The organism is Kosmotoga sp. DU53, from assembly GCF_001639905.1.
Taxonomy (GTDB): Bacteria; Thermotogota; Thermotogae; order Petrotogales; family Kosmotogaceae; genus Kosmotoga; species Kosmotoga olearia.
On sequence record NZ_JGCK01000027.1, the window covers coordinates 1 to 19030 of the forward strand.

Sequence of the window (19030 nt, forward strand, 5' to 3'; positions counted from 1 at the left end):
CAGTGTTTTGTGCTCAGATGCCTGGGAAAAGAAATCTCATTCACACATAGAATTTAGAAGTTGTGGTATATTAGTTGTGGGCATGGGAAACCTCCATATGTTGTGTTTGGCTTCACAACTAATTTACTAGGTTCCCATGCCTTTTTCAATGACCTGTATTTCCTCTTTCTTCTAAGTGCATAGTTTGGGAAATTAGTATATCATAACGGCATCTGTAATCGCTTTTTGCAGCGGAATGCCGAAAACAAAACATCCTGACCCGCATAACGTTGTCTGCTTTTTTGATAATATAACAAAACGTTATAAATTACGAAGGATTTGTACACTCTTTCTAAAATGAGATTAGAGAACCGAGATTTGAGAATCGAGATCCGGAAAACAAGAAACATGGTAAGTTGTAGGTTGTGGGTTGTGCATGAAAAGCTGTCGCTAACCGAAAGAACGAGAAATGACGCCGATATTGTAGATCTCACTTTACCGGACAAATTCACTGTGGGGGATGTCCCTCTCAGAGAAGTGATTACGAAAAGAAGGAGCAGAAGGAAGTTTGCAAAAAAGCCCCTTACGCTTGAAGAGCTTTCGTTTCTTCTCTGGAGTACCCAGGGAGTAAAAGAAGTGTTCGATAACAAAGTTACACTCAGAACAGTGCCTTCAGCTGGCGCCAGACACCCCTTTGAAACATACCTCGCAATTCATGATGTTGAAGGTATAAAGCCAGGACTTTACAGATATCTGGCACTCGAACACAAGCTTTTATTCTTAAAAGAGGTAGATGAACTTCCTCGAAAATTAATAGAAGCTTCCTTGGGACAGCGTTTTGTAGGAGAATGTGCGGTTACCTTTATTTGGACGGTCATACCTTACAGAACCGAATGGCGGTATGCGCAGGCTTCTCATAAGGTAATAGCAATAGATATCGGGCATGTGTGTCAGAACCTCTATCTTGCAGCTGAAGCCATAGGGGCTGGGACTTGTGCTGTTGCAGCGTATGATCAGAGTAAAATGGATAGTCTGATAGGAGTGGATGGTGAGGAGGAATTCGTTATTTACATGGCTCCAGTAGGAAAATTGGAATAAAATGATAGTGTTTTTTGGATTTAGGCATCAAATATGGTAGAATAACAAAAATTTCTAGCGGAGGTTCTATGTCAGAAGAAATGAAGGTACGTAAAGTGTTTGTTTTGGTAGAAACGAGCAAAGATAATAACAACAATAACAGACCGGGATCGGTCGGTTATTGCTTTATTTAAAACATTGTACAAGTGACCGGCCGATGGGATGAAAACCATCGGCCTTTTTTTATACAGTTGTCCGGGAACGCTACTTAAATAGAAAATACAGCAAAATATCGAGCCCTGATTCGAAAACTACCGTTATCGAGATATTATAAGCGTTAAAGTAATGAAATTTAATCGAATAAATGCCATAAGGGATTGCAGAAGAAAAGGGGGTATGATTGAATTGTTATTTTTTACATATTCGGTCAAAGAGCTAACTCGAGGAGTGATGATATGAGGAGCGTATTGATTGATGGTCAGATCGCTTATAATGCTGTTTCACAACTTTTCAATTCTGATACCTTCCGGATTTTGCTTTCGGAGCTCATAGAAGATTCGGCGAAAAAAAGAACGTCGCTTATTAACTTTTTCAATTTGTTCATCAAGGATCCAACAGCTGTTTCTCTTGAGGACAGGTACGATATTGATGCTATTATTCAGCTTCTCCTGGCTTTGATGGTTAACCCAATAGAGAAGATAGACAGTTCAGACTGTTACTCCTTCCCAAATCTTAGTGATAAGAGGGAGCTGGTCGTCAAGTTCGTTGAAAGTCTCTTCAGTTTATGGAGAAATAAACACAGGTTCATGATTCGCCAGGATTCGTACACCTCAAGAAGATTGAAGAGAATTTTCAAACAGATGGTGCTGGTAAAAAACAACACAGACCTTAGAAGTCTTGTTCTGAGCACTTACAGGCAAATATTGATAAACATTTCCGATGTAAGCCTTAAAATTTTGAGGCAGGAACCCGGCGGTGCGCAGGTTGGCTTCCTTGTGGATACCCCGGAAGTTCTTCCCGAGGCGACACTCAACAACGCCAAATGGCTTTACGATTTACAATTCGTATGGAGCGCCGTTTTTGAACCACCTGTGATTTTCTATACCCGTTCAAACAAGAGGAGAGGAATCTTTAAGGTAGTTGATCGCCCGATACTTGATAAAATCTCAATAAACGATCCTCAAAAATGGTTCCTCTTCCCGATCCTTGCCGGAGCCAAGCTGATATTCGTTATCGTCAATAAAGAATATCTGGCGCTCGCTTCAGGGCTGGTTAATCTCTTTGAGCTTGCCAGTTTTGGCAAAATAAAAAGTAAGAAACCTGATGGACTATACATTCTCGGTTTGCCGCTGGATTTCTTTGAAAACGAAGAGGATTTCAATGGCATTATTTATAGAGAAAATGACGGAACATACGTTGCTATGGTAGGCGATCATCCATCAATTGATTACTTTGGTTATATGAAGAAGATGGTTCTCACAATCCACAATCTACTGGTTATAGATGAAGGAAGGTTACCGATTCACGGAGCACTTGCAGAGGTAAGTCTTAGAAATGGAAAGAAAGCAAATATAATGATCATCGGAGATAGTGGGGCCGGTAAGTCAGAAACTTTAGATGCGCTAAATCAATTAAAAGAAGAGGTTTCTGAAGTGAATATTCTGATAGACGATATGGGTTCTTTAGATATACTGGACAATGGGGATGTTGTGGCGTACGGAACGGAAACGGGAGCTTTCGTCAGACTCGATGACCTTCAACCCGGTTATGCTTACTCCACGATGGATCGAAGTATCTTCATGAACCCGAACGAGACGAATGCCAGAGTAATTGTTCCGTACTCCAACTATGCGGAAATTGTAAGGCCAACGAAAATTGATTATTTCTTCTACGCAAACAATTATGAAAAGTGCGATGAAGGCGAAGAAATAAAGTTCTTTGATGATGTTGAAGAAGCACTTGAAGTCTTTTCGAAAGGTGCAAGGATGGCTAAAGGAACAACCGCCGAAAAAGGCCTCACCTATAGCTACTTTGCTAATCCGTTCGGAGCTGTTCAACGCAAGAATGAGCATCAGAAAATAGCCCAAAGATATATGGAAGCTATGGCAAATGCCGGGGTAAAAATTGGAGAACTGAGAACACAGCTTGGGATAAATGGATTTGAGCAAGAAGGTCCATTACAGGCAGCTAAAGCTTTATTGAAATTAATAGACTCTCAAAAATAATAACAAACAAAAAAGAAAAGGCTGGTGAAAACCAGCCTTTTCTTTTACTTTCTATTTTAGCTCAATGGTTTCAGAGAATCTTCGTAGATCTTAGCAATAACCTCTTTTGTTGCCTTAATAGGAGCAAGGCTCAGTAAGAGATCAAGGGAAGGTGTTGTTGTTGCAAGTTCAACGAGTTTTGGAATATCGTCTTTTGTAAAGCCCATATCTTCGAGTTTTTCTGTGATACCAAGGCTGAACAACCATTTTTCAATACCAGCAGCGATCTTTTCTGCCTCGCCCGGAACACCCTTTAGACCGGGAACAATTGGTTCATAAATGTCAGCCAACACTTCAGGAACAGCCGGATATATGTGTTTAACAACCGCCGGGAGGAGCATCGCGAGACCAAGACCGTGTGGAAGTTCAGGTTTTATAGCACTTAGTGGGTGTTCAAGTGCATGTGTGAAATGGAGCAAACCGTTGTCGAAGGATATACCGGCTATGGCTGAAGCGTAGAGCAGGTAATATCTTGCTACAAGATCTTCTGGGTGTGAAAGAGCCTGAGGTAGGTATCTTGTAATGAGTCTGATTGTTTCCTTGGCGAGAAGTATTGAATACGGGCTGGCAACGATAGTGGTTGCAGCTTCTGTTACGTGGTTAATAGCGTCAATCGATGTGAATTTTGTCTGGTTTGGAGGTAGCGTTTTCATAAGAGCGGGGTCATCAATAGCGTAGGTCGGGTAAATACAATCGTATGCAAGAGCGGGTTTATATTCTTTGTCAAGGATAGAAGCAACAGCAAACCTGTCAACTTCGGTACCAGTTCCATGAGTGGTGTTTACAGCGATGATTGGTTTGGCTTTTTCCGGAATAAATTTCTGTTCGTACAGTTCGCTGGCAGTTTTGTCAGTGTATTCCAGGAGTATTGCTACGCTCTTTGCTGAATCGATGGGACTTCCTCCACCTATTCCGATGACGGCCTGAGCCCCGAATTCTTTTCCCATTGCTGTGGCTTCGTCAATCTGTTCTACCGTTGGATTGGGTGTTACGCCCGTGTACATTATACTATCGATTCCGACCTCTTTAAGGGCAGGTTCTATAACATCCCAGGCACCGGTAACTTTGTAAGCAACTTCATCGGTAACCACAATAACCTTATTTATTCCTTGCTTTTTGAGGGCTTCAGCAATGTCTTTTATCTTTTTTATGGCGCCAACGCCAAAGTAGCACAATGTTCTTCCTCTGAGTTCAAAAACGTTGTAAATGTCCATTTTGCTTTCCCACATAATTTCACCTCCTGCTTGTGAATTTTTTCACTTATATTTTACCACTACTATTATGTAATTCCTGCGAAGATAAGGTAACTTGATCAGAACGATTATGTGAATTTTTTCACAGATACTTGCGGGCGTACAACATCAACCAAAAAATTTTTTGAAAGGAAGCATAGCAAATACACTGCTATTAAAAAGTTTAGCACCATTGGGTATAAAAACAAAGCTAACCTAAGAGAGGAAATGAGGAGATGCGGTTTAACAATACAAGTAACTTTTCTTGGAGAAGTTTCTGTGAAAGCCATTGTGATAAGAAAAAACCCCTTCAGGGGTTTCTGGTGGGTGCGACAGGGATCGAACCTGTGACCTCTTCCGTGTGAAGGAAGCGCTCTCCCGCTGAGCTACGCACCCCGGTAACTATCACGATTTTAGCACCCATCACCAGGGGTGTCAAGAAGAACCTTTTTATTCGAGTCCGTACCATTCCCGGAGAAATTTCTTTACATACTCCAGAGTGAATTCATGGCGCCTTTCAGCAAGTTTCCTGGCAGTTTCAGTCCAGAAGGAATCAGGATCTATCTTCAGAATCTTTTCAAAAAAATGGTTCAGATATGTCGAGGATTTGCCGTTATAGTTTTTTGAAGGTTTTATTTTTGGATCATAGAAAACCCTTTTTTCACCTTTGTGAGCAAATACCCGCGCGATAGCTATCGCTCCTATCGCATCGAGTCTATCAGCGTCCTGTAGGATCTTTCCTTCAGGATATTTGGGTGTTTTTCGTAATGAATATCTATGCGAACGTATGCTGTCAACCACTATTTCTATCGTTTTCTCATCGAATCCGTGTTTTGCCAGCAGCTTTCCTGCAAGTTTAGCGCCTTCTTTGGCATGATCAAGCCCCGTTAATACTTCGTCTTTCCTTTTTATATCATGAAGCAAGACAGAGATATGCAGAGCGCGACGATGCTTCACTTCTTCGTTTTCCAGAATCTGTATCGTGAGTTTCCCTACACGTTCGATATGACTCCAATCATGTGCAGGACTATCAACACCCTCAAAGAAACGTTTCGCTTCCGTCAATAAACCCTCTAACTCCGGATAGTTTTTTATTAGATATACCGAGTAACTTAACACCTTCATCACTCCTTATCGGTAATAATACCCTTTACAGGAAACGATAAATTAAACTTCATGATGTAAAATTAATACAAAGGGAAAGGAGGAAGATCATGAATATACTGGTAACGAATGATGATGGAATAATGGCTCCAGGTATAAATATTCTCGCACAAAAACTAGCAGAAAAGCATAGTGTTCTTGTTGTTGCTCCTGATGTTGAAAGAAGTGCTACCGGACATGCTATTACCATCAGAACGCCTTTGTGGGCAAAAGAAGTCAAGGTTGGAGAAAAAACGGTTGGCTACGCCATAAACGGAACACCTGCCGACTGTGTAAAACTTGGAATCCTGGCTATTGCAGATTTTGAAATAGAGCTGGTTGTAAGCGGAATAAACAAGGGACCGAACCTGGGAACAGATATACTGTATTCAGGGACGGTTTCAGGAGCGCTTGAAGGTGCTGTTATGGAAAAACCTTCTATCGCTATATCAGCCGCTGATTGGAACAATCCAAAGTACGAAACAGCAGCTGAATTTCTTCTGGAGTTTCTTGATACATACGATGTAACAAAGATGCCGGAATTCACAGCACTGAATATCAACGTCCCTTCGGTTGACAGAGCAGAATTGAAGGGTTGGAAAGTCACCCGTCAGAGCAGAAGGCGTTATCGTGACTATTTTGAGAAAAGGAAAGACCCTTATGGAAACAATTATTACTGGATGTTCGGAGAAATAATAGAGGATGATCCAGGTGAGGACTCTGATTACGCCGCTGTTCGGAGAAACTATGTTTCAATAACTCCCATATATGCTTTCATGACCAATCAAAACTATATGCCCAAGCTAAAGGAGGAATTGGAAGGAGGCAATTGAATGCATATTGTCTATATCGGAAATCCCGTATTGAGAGAAAAATCCGAGGCGATAAAAAAGTTTGACGATAATTTAAAAACTTTCGTCAAAGAGCTCACAAGCATTATGTACAAAGAAGATGGCGTTGGTTTGGCCGCGCCGCAAGTTGCTGTTTTAAAGCGCATGTTTGTTTTCGACGACGGTTCAGGCCCTAAAGTAATAATCAATCCGGAGATACTCGAAAAATCAAAAGAACTCGTCATAATGGAAGAGGGATGCCTTAGCATCCCGGGGGTTTACGCTGACGTTGAAAGGCCTGAATGGGTTAAGATGAGATACCAGGATGTTGACGGTAACGTTCACGAAGAGCTATTTGAAGGTTACGCTGGTAGAATTGTTCAGCATGAGTACGATCACCTGAATGGCATTCTTTTCATAGATTATCTATCTCCCGCAAAGAAAATGATGATAAGGCCAAAACTGAGGGAGATAATGAAGGGGAAAATTCTAAAATGAAAATAGTTTTTATGGGAACACCTGATTTTGCAGCGGAACATCTAAGAAAACTTGTTGAAAAAAAATACAATGTTGTTGGTGTCTTCTCGCAACCAGATAAACCGAAAGGTAGAGGAAAAAAACTCATTCCTACACCGGTTAAACAGGTGGCCAGGGAATATGGGATACCGGTATTCCAGCCAAAATCCGTAAACAAAGGCGAGGGATTCGAAGCCCTAAAAGAGCTCAAGCCGGATATTATCATCACCGTTGCTTACGGAAAGTTACTCAAACAACAAGTTTTCGAGCTACCACCTCTCGGATGTTACAACGTTCATGCTTCATTGCTGCCTAAGTACAGAGGAGCAGCACCGATACAACGTGCTTTAGAGAATGGCGAGAAAGAAACAGGAATAACTATATTCAAGATAGATGAGGGTATGGATAGTGGCCCGATAGCGCTGCAAGAAAGAATTGAGATTTCTTCTGATGATAACTTCGGAACGCTGAAGAAAAAGCTATGCAATCTTGGCAAAAAACTGCTTATAGAATTTCTTAAAAAAATCTCTGCTGGCGAGATTAAACTTACTCCCCAGGATCATTCCCAGGCAACCTACGCACCAAAGATAACTAAAGAGGATACCATTCTGATAGAATTTGACAACGGAGAACGAGTTTTTAACAAGATACGCGCCTATGATCCTGAACCCGGGGTTACCACCAGACTCGGAGAGCTCAGAGTTAAGCTCTTCGGTGCGGGGATTTGTGATAATTGCTGCGTTGATGCCGAGCCAGGGCAAATAATCTCGATCAGCAAGGATTCTATGGTAGTTGCCTGTAAAAAGGGTGCTGTTAAAATTTCCAAAATTCAGTTTCCCGGGAAAAAAGTGATAACTGTCTGGCAAGCGAAATCTGGCAGATTGATAGAAGAAGGAATAAAACTAGGAGGTTGAAAAATGGCAAGGGCTTTGAAAATGTACCACATAAAAAATCTTGAAACACAGGAAGATGAAGAAAAAATCAAAGCGGTACTCAAAGGTGTTTCCGGAATTATCCGCGTGAATCCAGAAAGCAGGTTTGCTATCATCGAGATTGAATTTGAAGATGCTTTGATCGATGCCGCTACGATCAGAGATCTCCTTGCAAAAGAAGGATATCAGATGATCATCTAAGATCCTTTGTTGGCTTCTCTTTGGCAATGATTTTGCAGAATAATCCTGTTGACAAAGAGACCCGGTCGCGTTATAATGATTTTGCGTGTGCCGAGGTGGTGGAATTGGCAGACACGCATGGTTGAGGGCCATGTGGACACGTAGTCCGTGCGGGTTCAAGTCCCGCCCTCGGCACCAGAGACCGGGTAAAATCCCGGTCTTTATTTTTGGGGTGATTTTCTGAAGCAAACTATGATTTACCTTTGCAGAGTTTTCAATTATAGAAGGAAACAGAGAGTCTCTTTGACTCCTCTTAGCGGGAGCGAAAAAAGCTTTTCTGTCAATTTCAAAGAACTTAAAGAGTTTTTGGGGAAGCACCCTGTGTGCTTATTTCCTTTGAATGATGAAACCTACAAATTGTTGTCAAATTATCCCGAAGTTATCGACGAAAACTTTTTGAAGAGGTTTTTAGTTTATCCTACAGGTAAGGAATCCGATAAACATATCAACGAATATCTTCAATTACTTAGCAGTTTTCCTGCCTCACTTACCGATATCCTTCCACATTTTTTTGAAAAAAATGACGGACTTGGAAAATTCCTGCAGATGGGTCTTTCGAGCGGAACGAAAGATTCCAGGTGGGAGGATGAAGTTTGTTCTAACCTCACGAAATTAAAATCCGTCGATCACAAAGGTGCTGACATAGACCTCATCAAAACTGTGCGAATGGTTTTCAGCGAGGGCGGACTTCTTGAAGACATCCTTGAAGGCTATGAATACAGACAGGAGCAATTCATGACAGCGCTGGAAATAGCGGAATCCATAGAAGGAAAACAGGGAATAATGATAGAAGCTGGAACAGGTACAGGTAAATCCCTCGCTTATCTAATACCATCTGCTTATTATTCTATTTCCAAAGGCGAACAAATAGTTGTATCCACAAGAACAAGAATGCTTCAGGATCAACTTGCCAGAAAGGATGTTGCAATAGTCAAAAAACTTCCCAATCTCGAAGAGCTTAGAGTCTGGACTCTGAAGGGACGAGAACGTTATTTTTGTCTCAAAAAATATTTCGAAGAACTCGAGTACGCCGTCGGATCAGGAAAATCAAAAAACCGTACAGAGCTCTTTGGAGTTTTATTGTGGTCAATAAAAACCGGAAGCGGCGATTTAGACGAACTGCACCTTAAAGAAGAGAACAGAAACAGGTTCACAGCAACAAGATTTGAATGCCTCAGAAAGCTTTGTCCTTTTTTCAATAGATGTCCTTACTACAATTCCAGAGACAACGCTCAAAATGCCGATATAGTGATTACAAACCACTCTCTTCTCTTCAGCGAGGCTCATATACGTCTTGAAGATAGCCGCGAAGGCGAAGATGAACCTATTGGCATGCTTCTTCCAAAATTCAAGGTGTTGATCGTAGACGAAGCCCACGAATTGGAAATGTCACTCACCGAAGCCATGAGTTTTAATCTCGTCCCCCACGAAGCAGTAAGTACCATTAGAAAGGCTATAAACTGCTCAAAAGATGCGTTAAGAAGCATTAGAAATCATTTTGAACGTTCCTTTCTTGAAGAATTATGGGGACGTCTGAGAAAGTTCACTGCGGAAATAGAAAAGATCCTCAAAACAATCGTGGTTTCTTACAACAATTGTTCCACTGATGAAAAACACTCTATTGATAACGAGGAACTGGAAGCGTTGAAAAAGGATATTGGTGAACTTTATACCATTATCCAGAGATTCAGGGCTGTGTTAATTCAATTATTGAGAATGGTGGAAGAGGTTGCCGAAGAAGAGGAAACACCTGTTCTTGAAAAATTGAATATGGAGTTGAAATCAGTAACTTCAGAGCTTGACGGTTTAATCAGACAACTTTTAGGTTTATCGAGGGAAGAGGATGGAAGGGTCGTTTATGTCAGAAGAACCGTAACCAACAATGGAAACCATCTGATCATAACATCCGCACCAATTAAAAATGATCAGCTCATGGCAGCCATTTTCCCTGATGTACCTGTAAAAGTTTTCATATCAGCTACATTGTGGGTATACAGTGGAAGAAGCGATGGATTCAACTACGCCAGAAGAATACTGGGATTGAATGAATCTTTTCATGCAATAAAACTCGGAAGTTCTTTCGATTTTCAAGAACAACTCAAGTTCTATATCGTGAAGGACATGGCGAAGTACCAGCCTAACAACAGAGAATATCTAAACCAGGGTGCCAATCTAATATCCGAAATGCTCAAAATAGTCAAGGGCAGCGCAATGGTTCTTTTTACTTCTTACAAAGACATGTACTATGTCATTTCGAAGATTTCAGAGGAACTCCTTGATATTCGACTGCAAATTCAGGAGCCCAATAACAGTCCAACTGCTATTGTCAATGAACATGTAAATTCGGAAAATTCCGTTATATTCGGTGTAAGAAGTTTCTGGGAAGGGATAGATCTTCCGGGTGAACACTTAAAACTGTTGATTATCTTCAAACTTCCTTTTGAACGTCCCGATGATCCTTTGATAAATGCCAGAATAAAGCATTACGGAACGAAAAATTACGTTGAAGGATTAAATAAATACTATTATCCCAAGATGATTACAGCATTCCGTCAGGGTATTGGACGGTTGATAAGAACTCGAAATGACAGAGGTGTTCTCGTGGTTCTTGACAACAGAATCGTGGATGGAAACAAAATCTACTCAAGGAAACTTTTGCGTTCGTTATCACCCGATGTAAAAATAAACGTTATTGATGGTTCAAGAGTCATATCAGAATTAAGGAAATTGAGGAGAACAAAATGGTTCTGAACTTTCTCGAAAGATTTTTTCCAAACAGCTGCACCTCTTGTGGTGCAAGAATTCCTGTTCGGAATTTCTTGTGCGAACACTGTGAAAACCAGATTAAAGGCCCCCTTCTGGAAAATTTTTCCATTTCTTACATCAATAAAACCTATGCTTTTTGGTGGTACGAACCTCCCATGAATGACCTTATAAAAGCCTACAAATTTCAGGGAAGGTTTCGTTTAGCCGAGCAATTCGCTGAGATGCTTTTCAAAATGATTTTCAAATTCAACATAGATGGTACAATTATCCCCGTTCCTACAACGTTTTCAGCGCTAAGAAAACGCGGTTTTGATACCAACGCTCTAATACTAAAAAAATTAAACAGAAAGCTCGACATCACCGTTTTAAATGCCCTAACGGCACTAAGGCGCCCAATGCCACAATCAAGATTGTCGGGAAATGATAGGGTAATTTCGGTGAAAGGGAAATTCCAGCTCGTTAACTCAACATTGAAGCTTCCAGAAAGAGTTATTCTGTTTGACGATGTTATCACTACTGGAGCAACCGTTTCAAGAATGTGCTAAAATTCTCAAGTCAAACGGTGTCATAGAAATTATAGGAATTTCGCTGGCTAAGAGTCATTAACCCCGTAATAAAAAAAGAGGGTCATCAAGACCCTCATAATGGCTGGGAGGGGAGGACTCGAACCTCCACCGGCGGATCCAGAGTCCGCTGTCCTACCATTAGACGACCTCCCAAAGACACATCGATTATATAATAGAGTTGTTTGTGTGTCAATCAATCTTGATTCAGTTTTTCAGGAGAGCTCAATTTGTCGCTAAAAAGGAGGAAATTCCTTATTTATGAAAGTACTATTGTACTCAGAGAATCAAAAGCTCTTTCAAAAATCCGGGGTCGGAGTAGCTTTAAAGCACCAGATGGAAGCGCTCAAGCGTGCTGGAGTAAACTTCACCTTGAATCCAAAAGAATCCTTTGATATTGTTCATATAAACACAATTGGACCGGGTGCCTGGAGGTTATTAAAGACTTCAAAACGAAGAGGGATACCGGTAATTTACCATACCCATACAACCTATGAAGACTTCCGAAACAGCTTCTTATTCAGCAATCTTGCGGCACCAACAATCAAAAGACTCCTAAAAAAAAGATACGGAGCGGCTGATTATCTGATTTTTCCATCGAAATATACCCAGGAAACAGTCAGAAACTACGCTGTTAAAACCCCTGGTTCGGTGGTTTCAAACGGTGTTGATATCGAGAAATTCAGAAAAAACGAAAAGCTTTCGCACAAATTTCTCGAGACTTTTTCTATTAAACCACCTGTAATATTGAACGTTGGGCTTCCCCTTAAAAGGAAAGGAATTCACGAATTTATATCCGTAGCCAAACAATTGCCAGAATATACATTTGTCTGGTTCGGCGCAAAGTTCTCGGCTCTCCAACCCCGTGAAGTGCGAAATATCTTAAAACACCCCCCAAAAAACGTCCTTTTCCCGGGATATGTTCCTTCTGAAATATTGTTAGGGGCACTTTCGGCAGCAGATGTTTTCTTTTTCCCGAGTTATGAAGAAAACGAGGGCATTGCCGTACTTGAGGCGCTATCAACAGAATGCGCGGTGTTAATCAGGGATATACCGGTATACAGAGAGTGGATGCACTCCGGCAAAAATTGCCTGAAAGGACGTAGCGTCCCTGAATTTGTTGACGCAATACGAAAACTCATCGAAAACCCTTCTTTCGCAAAAAAACTCGGTAAAAATGGTAGAAAAACCGCAGAAGAACGCAGTCTAGAAAAAGTTGGTGCAAAGTTGAAAAAAATATACGAAGAACTTCTTGGAGGTGGACTGTGAGCAAAACTCTTCGGAACTTGTTGATCGTAGTCTTGATAACTATTATCACACTTGTTATAATCTCGCATTTTTCAGATTTTAAAACCGCGTTTTGCCTATATTATCCAGGCTTCACCATTCTGGGTATTCATCACCTTTGTCGTTGCAGCCACAGCCTGGGTACTGGAAGCATTGACGGTCAAGATCTTCTCCAAACTCTCCGGCCTTCATGCAAAATTTATTTACCTTCTGAAACTTACAATAATAGGAGCCTTTTTCTCTGCAATAACCCCTTTCTACACCGGTGGTCAGCCAGCTCAAATAGCCTTCATGGCAAAAAAAAGGCTAAGCGCCGGCAAAGCTTCCGCTATGTTGATGGCGCGTTTTGTGGCTTATCAGATCGTCATTACGGTCTTCGGCGTAGTTGGGGTTTTCTCAGCTTATTCTTTTGTCTCTAAGGAAATATCTAACTTAGCGCTTCTTGCTATATTTGGGTTCATCCTGAACTCAGGTGTCTTGTTCTTCATAATAATGTTTTCAATCAGCGCCCGTACTACTGAGAAAATTGTGAGATTCTTTATTTTTCTGTTGGCTAGATTCAGGGTTATAAAAAATCCTGAAGAAAAAATCGAAAAGATACTTTTTGAGGTAAGTCGTTTTAACAAAAGCATGAAAAAGTCTTTTGAAACCCCGAAAACTTTCCTTCTATCGTTAACTCTGTCTTTTTTACAAATGATGGCGGTAATCTCTATTCCATACTTTGCATCACGCTCCCTTGGTATAACCGTCGACTACTTCCAGTTGATCTCCGTTCAGTTGGTTCTATTTTTGATAGCTTCAATGGTACCAACTCCGGGAGCAAGTGGTGCCTCTGAAGGAGGCTTTATGCTTTTTTTCACCCCGCTCTTTGGAGCTAAAACCGCTGCAGTTATGCTCTTATGGCGTTTCTTTACCTATTACATGAACATACTGTTCGGAGGGTTCCTGACTGTCATTGAAACACACAGCCATAAATCCTAATCTCTTGAGTTCAACACAGTTTCATATAGAGCTATTGTCTTTTTTACATGCTTCTCCATGGTAAAGGATCCCGCAATTTCGATGGAAGCTACAGACATGTTTTTCATGAGTTCGTCTGATGATAAAAGACTTTCTATTCCTTCGTGAAGCCGATCTTTTGATCCAATTAAGAACCCATTTATTCCGTTTTTCACAATGTCACGAAAAGCGTCGTCCGCATAAGCCACAACCGGTAATCCACATGCCATTGCCTCTACAAGAACGACTCCGAAGGTTTCGGTATGGGAAGCAATGACAAAAATATCACTGCTATTGTAAGCCAGTACCACTTCATCCGGCCATTTCAAATAACCGGTAAAAATAACCCTGTTCTTCAATCCCAGTTCCTTTACCTGCGTTTTCAAGTTCTTTTTCTCGGGACCATCACCAACGATCAATAGGAACGTATCGGGATATTTCTTCACAATCCTTGAAAAATTCTCCACAATGGCATCCACACTTTTTTCTTTTCCAAGCCTTCCCACAAAAATCAGCACTTTAGCATTTGAAGGAATATTGAAACGCTCTCTGAACTCTTGGATTTTTTCTTCAGATATTTTATTTTCAAAAGGAGTTAAATCTATTCCATTTGGAATAACCTCTATATCGGTAGAAACACCGTAATCCCTGAGCAATTTTTCCACCTTACGCGACGGTACAATGACCGCTTTATTTTTATTGCAAAAACGCCTTGAAAGATCTATAACAAATTCTCTCAAAACGCTGTTAAAAAAGGGAATATAATGGACATAATCCTCCATAATGGTGTGGTAAGTCGTTACAGAGGGAATTGATTTCCTCTCAGCTATTATATTCCCGATGTACCCCATAACGAGCATTGTATGGCTATGAATCAAATCAATCTGCAATTTTTCTAAGGTTTTTTCAACATCAAAATATACAGTTGGAATTACAACCCTATGCTGTCTCTCCCATGGAAATGGAAAGGACCTAAATCTGAAGACGTTCTCTTCAAAATGGGATTTCGGATGCGCTCCAGTAAAGATAAAGACCTCGTGACCAAGAAGCGCAAGATGTTCCTTCAACTGCTTGACCATCGTGACAACGCCATTTACTTGAGGTTCATACGTATCGGTAAACATCGCTATTCTCATTTTAATACCTCTCCTGATTTATTAGTTTCAATCTGCTCTTACATTATACAACGCTTTTTTCACTTGATATATTTATTGTTGTCTCCTCTGATACTATTCCTCCACAATAGCAAAAATACATGCAGGAAACCTGAACCATCGCTGAAAAGCAATGGAACAATAATCAGGAGAAAGCTTTCCGGAAGAACATCGAGATTGGTAATGCTTTCCATATGGAAAGCATTATGTAATGCAAAGAGTTTTCCTGGAAGAAAATCCTTGCTTAGCCCACCATCAACACCATGAGTATCGATCCCTACTCACGAAAAAGCTGCTGACTCCCTATTTTCGCACCGTTATGCCTTTATGCACCGGCTTTTTTACGAACCTTATCGGCAGTTTTTTCCCAGTTACCTGAAAGTAATCTGAATACTTTAAGGGACATTCTGAGGATCATATCAATCATCATACCTATCCATGCCCCCATAAGTCCCATACCGAAATATTTTACCAGAACAAAACCCACAGGTATCCTGACAAGCCACATAGCGATCATAGAGGCAATCATAGGAAACCGTGTATCTCCCAGCCCGCGCAGCGCACCGGTAAAAGCAAAATCTGTCCCGAGGATGATTTGAAACAACCCGATTATCCTGACTGGCAGGCTCGCCATCTGAATTATCTCAGCGTCGTTTGTGAAGATCATTATAAAAGCACGCGGAAACAGAAAGATCAAAATGCCGATAATAGAGGAAAAACACATTGAGATAATCCAGCCCTGTCGCAAGGTCCCGATAACCTTGTTTATCTGTCCTGCTCCATTATACATACCGACAAGAGCCGTAATGGAAACACCCAACCCCCAGGCAGGCATGAAGGAAATCGACTCAACGTTTATACCTATTCTATGCGCCGCATACACCCTGGCACCAGCTAAAAGCAGTATATTAGCAAAAACCATAATTCCCACCGAAAAAGATAGATTATCAAAAGCCGTTGGCAGACCAACTGAAAATATATTTCTCGTTACTCTCGAAGAAAATCTGCACGGTTTTGGTCCCATTGCTATTCTCTTATTCCTGAAAAGAAGATAAAGCAAAATAGTTGCACCAACAAACCTTGAAATAATTGTAGCTGTCGCTGCACCTCTTGCTCCCAATTCGGGGAATCCGAACCTTCCAAAAATGAGTGCATAATCGAGAAAAATGTTTATCGCATTGGATATTGCCACGGTTATCATCGGGGATTTGGTATCTCCTGCCCCTCTCAGAACGGATCCAAGAACGATCATAAAGCTGAACCCTGTCGCACCAAGAAGGATAATGGCTAAATAATCCTGTGCGGCTTGCTGAACAATGGGTTCAGCCTTCGGGAAAAACCACTCTATAAAACTATCAGAGAAAAAAGCCAAAAGAGTCATCGCTATTCCAACAGCCGCTGCAAGATAAATCGAATGCCAGCTTACTCTATTTACAAGCCTTTGATTTTTCGCGCCAAGCCCATTTGAAATATAAACCATTGTCCCGGTAGATACTGCTATAAGAATCACCTGAAGTATAAAAACCATCTGGTTCGCTACCCCAACGCCGCTCATAACCCGCCAATCATAATGCCCAAGAAATGCGGTATCCGCAATACCGAGAAGCATCTGGAGGATGTTCTCACCCATCGCTGGAAGAGCAATAACAATTAATTTTTTTCTTATTTCAGCAGCTTCTTCGTGAGAAAGATAACTTCTTAGCAGGCTATACTTCATTGACATCACCATATCGTTAGGATTCCTAACTATTTTAGTTTTTTAAGATTTATTCTCTATGATGAAAGTGTGAAAATTAGGGTAAGCACACTACGCACGGGTGCGCTCCGAAAACGGGGACTGTACCGCAGTGGACCGTACCCGTTTTTCGGAGGAAAAGCCCGATAATGTCAGGGGTGCGAACTCCTTGCAGCTTTTTCATTCAACCTCACTGCTGTATCAGCTCTTTGCTGAAGAACCCCACTATGTACACTATTCCAAACACAAGAAATAATCCTGTAAAAACCGCTATATAGTTTATTAGGCCCATCTGCGAAACTTTTATCCACACCTGTTTATTAAGGGCAACAAAATATATCAGCAAAAATAGAGCCATTCTGATTATAAGCGGATTCCCAAATACAAGAAGTCCTATTCCTAAAAGTCCGCTAAGCACTCCAGACCAGATCGGAAGAGCTATCAAGCTTATAATAATTGCTTCAAGAGTAGGAACAGAGCCCCCACCAGAAAAAGTACTTGTTATAAAGCCTGCAAGTAAACCCCATATTGTCAATGCAACGCTGATAAAATACACGGCTAATATCTTACCCAAAAAGATTTCTCTCATACTCAGGGGCGATGCCAAAAGGTATGAAATGTTCTTGTTTTTTTGCTCTTCCAGAAAAGCAATCCAGCCAAATCCATAGGACACAAAAAGCGCTCCTATCAAAGAAGTGGCGACATAAGGATCAAATTCATACAAATTTTTGGAATTGAGCGCCACCGCAAATACCGTAACTACTGCAAATAACAAGAAAAACTGATATCTTTTACGCATGAATATACGAATTTCTTTCTTAATCAGCGCCATCATATTTCCTCATCCTCCTTAACGATGGATGTGTATATATCCTCAAGCGTTACCTTCTCTTCTTCAACCCTCTCCACATCGATACCCTTGTTCACAAGGTATCTCACCACCAGTTTCGTGTACGTTTCATCTCCAGAAACCATAAGTTCATTTTCTTTACTTATGCGTACTTCACAATCACCTGAAAACTCGTCCACAATCTCTGGAGGAACCTTGCCACTCACCTTGATTTTCACCTGTGTGCCAACTCCCAGTGCTTTTTTCAACTCTTCCATGTTTCCTTCCACAACTATCTGCCCTTTCCTCATAAGAACTATTCTGGTACATATCCTCTCTATATCGAATAAATCGTGAGAAGTGATCAAAAGCGCTTTGTTTTGTTGCGAAAGCTTTTCAGAAACTCCACCATGTTTTTCCTTGCAACCGGATCGAGATTGGATGTCGGCTCGTCCATAACGATAATTGAAGGATCATGTACAAATGCACACGATATTGCAAGTTTCTGTTTCATACCCGCAGAGAGTTCTTTGGTTAAGCTATTTCTTTTTTCCCACAATCCCCACTGCTGAAGCAACTCCTTGCAGCGACCATCAGAAACTCGATACAATTCTGCCCAGAATTCCAAGTTTTCTTTAACAGTTAAATCATCATACAAACCCGGAACATCCATAACGAATCCTATTTGTTTCCTATCTTCTTTCGTCATTTTATCGATATTTTTGCCCAGAATTTTTACCGTTCCTTCTGTGGGCTTCAAAAGGCCCAACACCGTCTTCGCCAGTGTTGTCTTACCCGCGCCGTTTGGTCCAACGAGCCCTACAACCTCACCACTTTCAATTGAAAGATTTACCCTCTTCAAAGCTTCTACACCGTTTTTATAAGTCTTACTCACGCCTTTTAGTTGTATCATCTCCATAGCTTACTTTCCTCCCTATATACAACATAAAATAACAAATTAAGAACACCGATTATCACTACTGCTACGGTGAATTTTTCTTTCTTATTTACTTTTCCCGAAGATAATCCCGGATTATTCGGACGAGGAATAACCCCCTTTTTGAGCCTCTTTGACAATCTTAAGGGCTTTATCAAGCATAGGATCAGCTTCACCAATTATCCATGAAATCTTTTCCTCAAGGCTCAGGTTTATGGGAATATCTGGCTCTATATGTCTCCCCTCTTCAAGAAGCAAAATCCTCGCTTTTGACAGATTTGCGATGCATTTTGTGTTTGGTAGTAAGTATCCTTTTCGATTCGAACCGAAGTTAGCTGTTTCACTGGACCGTTCCCCAAGAATCGTTCCGATATCAGCTTTCAATGTATAACTAAGGAATCTGAGACTTGCAGAGAAAACATTCTCATCTGTCAAAATCCACACTCTTCCAGAAAAATGCTTTTCAGCTGGATAGATGTATATGTTGTACTTTGAAACAATGTATTTGGTTCCCTCCCTGGTGTGGGATTTTGATCCGTATTCCTAT

General features: G+C 41.0%; 18 protein-coding genes and 3 tRNA genes. 11 read left to right on the forward strand and 10 right to left on the reverse strand.

The genetic code is table 11. From position 1 onward, the window contains the following. Positions 1-387: 387 nt before the first annotated feature. Together DU53_RS03880 and DU53_RS03885 are read left to right on the forward strand one after the other, a co-directional pair. Entirely contained in the window at positions 388-1077 is a 690-nt protein-coding gene (locus DU53_RS03880; RefSeq protein ID WP_015868120.1) for a SagB/ThcOx family dehydrogenase, read from the forward strand. Between the two features lie 434 nt (positions 1078-1511). After that, on the forward strand, positions 1512-3281 hold the full coding sequence (locus tag DU53_RS03885) for an ATPase (protein ID WP_015868121.1): 1770 nt from the start codon (positions 1512-1514) through the stop codon (positions 3279-3281). Between the two features lie 56 nt (positions 3282-3337). Here the strand turns inward: DU53_RS03885 and DU53_RS03890 are convergent, their stop codons facing one another. The 3 genes from DU53_RS03890 to DU53_RS03900 all read right to left on the reverse strand — a co-directional run bounded on the left by DU53_RS03890 (position 3338) and on the right by DU53_RS03900 (position 5671). Further along, on the reverse strand, positions 3338-4549 hold the full coding sequence (locus DU53_RS03890) for an iron-containing alcohol dehydrogenase (RefSeq protein ID WP_063727636.1): 1212 nt from the start codon (positions 4547-4549) through the stop codon (positions 3338-3340). Positions 4550-4873: 324 nt separating this feature from the next. Next, positions 4874-4948, reverse strand: a tRNA-Val gene (locus DU53_RS03895). 54 nt (positions 4949-5002) lie between these two features. Next, positions 5003-5671, reverse strand: coding sequence for an HD domain-containing protein (locus DU53_RS03900; protein ID WP_015868123.1), 669 nt, complete (start codon positions 5669-5671; stop codon positions 5003-5005). A 95-nt stretch (positions 5672-5766) separates the two neighbouring features. Here DU53_RS03900 and surE point away from each other — a divergent pair, with 95 nt between their 5' ends. The 7 genes from surE (at position 5767) to DU53_RS03935 (ending at position 11524) form a co-directional block, all read left to right on the forward strand. Next, a complete protein-coding gene (surE, locus tag DU53_RS03905) occupies positions 5767-6528 on the forward strand; it encodes a 5'/3'-nucleotidase SurE (protein ID WP_015868124.1) in 762 nt (253 codons plus the stop codon). Next, positions 6529-7023: a peptide deformylase gene (gene def / locus DU53_RS03910; RefSeq protein ID WP_015868125.1), complete on the forward strand. Its 495-nt coding sequence runs from the start codon at positions 6529-6531 to the stop codon at positions 7021-7023. Then, the gene (gene fmt, locus DU53_RS03915) at positions 7020-7955 is read left to right on the forward strand and encodes a methionyl-tRNA formyltransferase (RefSeq protein ID WP_015868126.1); all 936 of its coding nucleotides are present in this window, start codon (positions 7020-7022) and stop codon (positions 7953-7955) included. Before def ends, fmt begins: the two co-directional genes overlap by 4 nt. A gap of 3 nt (positions 7956-7958) precedes the next feature. Further along, a complete protein-coding gene (locus tag DU53_RS03920; RefSeq protein ID WP_015868127.1) occupies positions 7959-8174 on the forward strand; it encodes a hypothetical protein in 216 nt (71 codons plus the stop codon). 89 nt (positions 8175-8263) lie between these two features. After that, a tRNA-Leu gene (locus tag DU53_RS03925) sits at positions 8264-8351 on the forward strand. Between the two features lie 54 nt (positions 8352-8405). Then, a complete protein-coding gene (locus DU53_RS03930; RefSeq protein WP_041288640.1) occupies positions 8406-10964 on the forward strand; it encodes an ATP-dependent DNA helicase in 2559 nt (852 codons plus the stop codon). Further along, positions 10955-11524, forward strand: a complete 570-nt coding sequence (locus DU53_RS03935) for a ComF family protein (protein WP_082853808.1) — start codon at positions 10955-10957, stop codon at positions 11522-11524. Before DU53_RS03930 ends, DU53_RS03935 begins: the two co-directional genes overlap by 10 nt. 100 nt (positions 11525-11624) lie before the next feature. Here DU53_RS03935 and DU53_RS03940 read toward each other — a convergent pair. Then, positions 11625-11698 (reverse strand) — tRNA-Gln (locus DU53_RS03940). A gap of 105 nt (positions 11699-11803) precedes the next feature. Between DU53_RS03940 and DU53_RS03945 the strand changes: the two genes are divergently transcribed. Beyond that, positions 11804-12811, forward strand: coding sequence for a glycosyltransferase family 4 protein (locus DU53_RS03945; protein ID WP_015868130.1), 1008 nt, complete (start codon positions 11804-11806; stop codon positions 12809-12811). Positions 12812-12940: 129 nt separating this feature from the next. Then, a complete protein-coding gene (locus tag DU53_RS03950) occupies positions 12941-13810 on the forward strand; it encodes a lysylphosphatidylglycerol synthase transmembrane domain-containing protein (protein WP_235599693.1) in 870 nt (289 codons plus the stop codon). On the opposite strand, the gene DU53_RS03955 is transcribed toward DU53_RS03950, so the two are convergent. The 6 genes from DU53_RS03955 to DU53_RS03975 form a co-directional block, all read right to left on the reverse strand. Beyond that, positions 13807-14964 (reverse strand): glycosyltransferase family 4 protein, encoded by a 1158-nt coding sequence (locus DU53_RS03955; protein WP_015868132.1) that lies wholly within the window; start codon positions 14962-14964, stop codon positions 13807-13809. The genes DU53_RS03950 and DU53_RS03955 overlap by 4 nt on opposite strands. Before the next feature lie 343 nt (positions 14965-15307). Continuing rightward, positions 15308-16699: an MATE family efflux transporter gene (locus tag DU53_RS03960; RefSeq protein WP_041288641.1), complete on the reverse strand. Its 1392-nt coding sequence runs from the start codon at positions 16697-16699 to the stop codon at positions 15308-15310. A 208-nt stretch (positions 16700-16907) separates the two neighbouring features. Continuing rightward, entirely contained in the window at positions 16908-17552 is a 645-nt protein-coding gene (locus DU53_RS03965) for a hypothetical protein (RefSeq protein ID WP_015868134.1), read from the reverse strand. Beyond that, positions 17549-17857 carry a DUF4162 domain-containing protein gene (locus tag DU53_RS12435; protein ID WP_201029988.1) on the reverse strand — a complete coding sequence of 103 codons (309 nt, stop codon included), beginning with the start codon at positions 17855-17857 and terminating at the stop codon, positions 17549-17551. The genes DU53_RS03965 and DU53_RS12435 overlap by 4 nt, the downstream gene beginning before the upstream one ends. A gap of 53 nt (positions 17858-17910) precedes the next feature. Continuing rightward, positions 17911-18465, reverse strand: coding sequence for an ABC transporter ATP-binding protein (locus DU53_RS12440; RefSeq protein WP_201029989.1), 555 nt, complete (start codon positions 18463-18465; stop codon positions 17911-17913). Between the two features lie 114 nt (positions 18466-18579). After that, entirely contained in the window at positions 18580-18927 is a 348-nt protein-coding gene (locus DU53_RS03975; RefSeq protein ID WP_235599692.1) for a hypothetical protein, read from the reverse strand. Between the last annotated feature and the right edge of the window lie 103 nt (positions 18928-19030).